2 protein-coding genes are annotated in these 1214 nt (G+C 69.7%); both read left to right on the top strand.

Annotation, left to right across the window (positions count from 1 at the left end):
* Window positions 1–63 precede the first annotated feature (63 nt).
* Complete coding sequence (locus tag G7A99_RS20160; protein ID WP_163143611.1) at window positions 64–534, top strand: phosphatidylglycerophosphatase A; 471 nt, start codon at window positions 64–66, stop codon at window positions 532–534.
* Between the two features lie 270 nt (window positions 535–804).
* The coding region (locus tag G7A99_RS20155) for a cyclic nucleotide-binding domain-containing protein (RefSeq protein ID WP_163143608.1) at window positions 805–1214 on the top strand (410 nt) is incomplete at its 3' end.

Raw genomic sequence — 1214 nt, 5'->3', positions numbered from 1 at the left:
TGCGGACGGCGCGCCGCTTGCCGCGGGGCGCACCGGCTACCGGCACTTCGACGGGACCGGCGAATGAGCGCGGGGTTTCGTCTCGCCGATCCGCGCCAGTTCCTCGCCCTGGGATTCGGGTCCGGCCTGCTCCCGCGGGCCCCGGGCACCGCCGGTACGGTTGTTGCGGCGCCCCTGGTCTGGGCCCTCGGCCTGCTGCCGGCGTGGGCCTATGCCACGGTGCTCGCGGCGGCCTTCGTCATCGGCTGCTGGATCTGCGGTGTCACCGCCCGTGCGGTGGGCGTCGACGACCATCCCGCCATCGTCTGGGACGAGTTCGTGGGGCTGGCCGCCACCCTGGCGCTGGCACCGCAGAGCCCCGCCGTGGTGGCGGCGGGTGTGGTGGCCTTCCGCGTCTTCGACATCGTCAAGCCCTGGCCCATCCGGGTGTTCGACCGGCGCCTGCACGGGGGCTTCGGCATCATGCTGGACGACGTCCTCGCCGCCGTGCCGGCCGCGGTCTGCCTGCACCTCGCGCTGGCCCTGCTGGGCTGAAACGGTGCGGTGCGTCTTACAGCCGTTCCGGATGTATTGTTCAGGTCTCAGAGCCCCGCAGCTCCCTTCGGGCTCGCCTGTCTGCGCCCGTGCGCGGCGTTGCGCTTCGCTCATGTAGCGCCGCTACACATCGCTCAGCGCGCCTTGCCACGAGTGCAGACAGGCAAGCTGAGGCCTGACAATACCCCCAGAACGGGCTGTGCTCCGCCGTGGGTGATGTCGTATGCTGATGATGAACAACCAAGGACTGCCACTCACCCAGGGTGCGACATGAGCGACCAGCCCAACCCCGGCGAGTTCCGGGTGGCGCGGCTGCGCAGTGCCTGCAACGATTGCGGGCTCGTGCAGCTGTGCCTGCCGGTGAGCCTTGAGACCGAGGACGTCGACCGGCTCGACCAGATCGTGCAGCCACGCCGGCCCATCAAGCGTCACGAGCACCTCTACCGAACCGGCGACGGTTTCGGCGCGATCTACGTCGTGCGCACCGGCGCGTTGAAGACGTACACGCTCTCCGAGAGCGGCGAGGAGCAGATCATGGGCTTCCACCTACCCGGCGAGGTGGTGGGGCTCGACGCCATCAACGAGGGCAGCCACCCCTGTGGTGCCCAGGCGCTGGAGACCACCACGGTCTGCGAGGTGCCGTTCGAGCGTCTGGAGGCATTGTCGACGCGTATCCCGGG

This window comes from Arhodomonas sp. KWT (assembly GCF_010993615.1).
The sequence above is the reverse complement of the archived record's forward strand: the minus strand, read 5'-3'. Positions and strand labels throughout refer to the sequence as shown.

Coding starts and splice junctions, on each gene's coding strand:
- G7A99_RS20160 (WP_163143611.1), top strand. CDS start 64: ATGAGCGCGGGGTTTCGTCTCGCCGATCCGCGCCAGTTCCTCGCCCTG.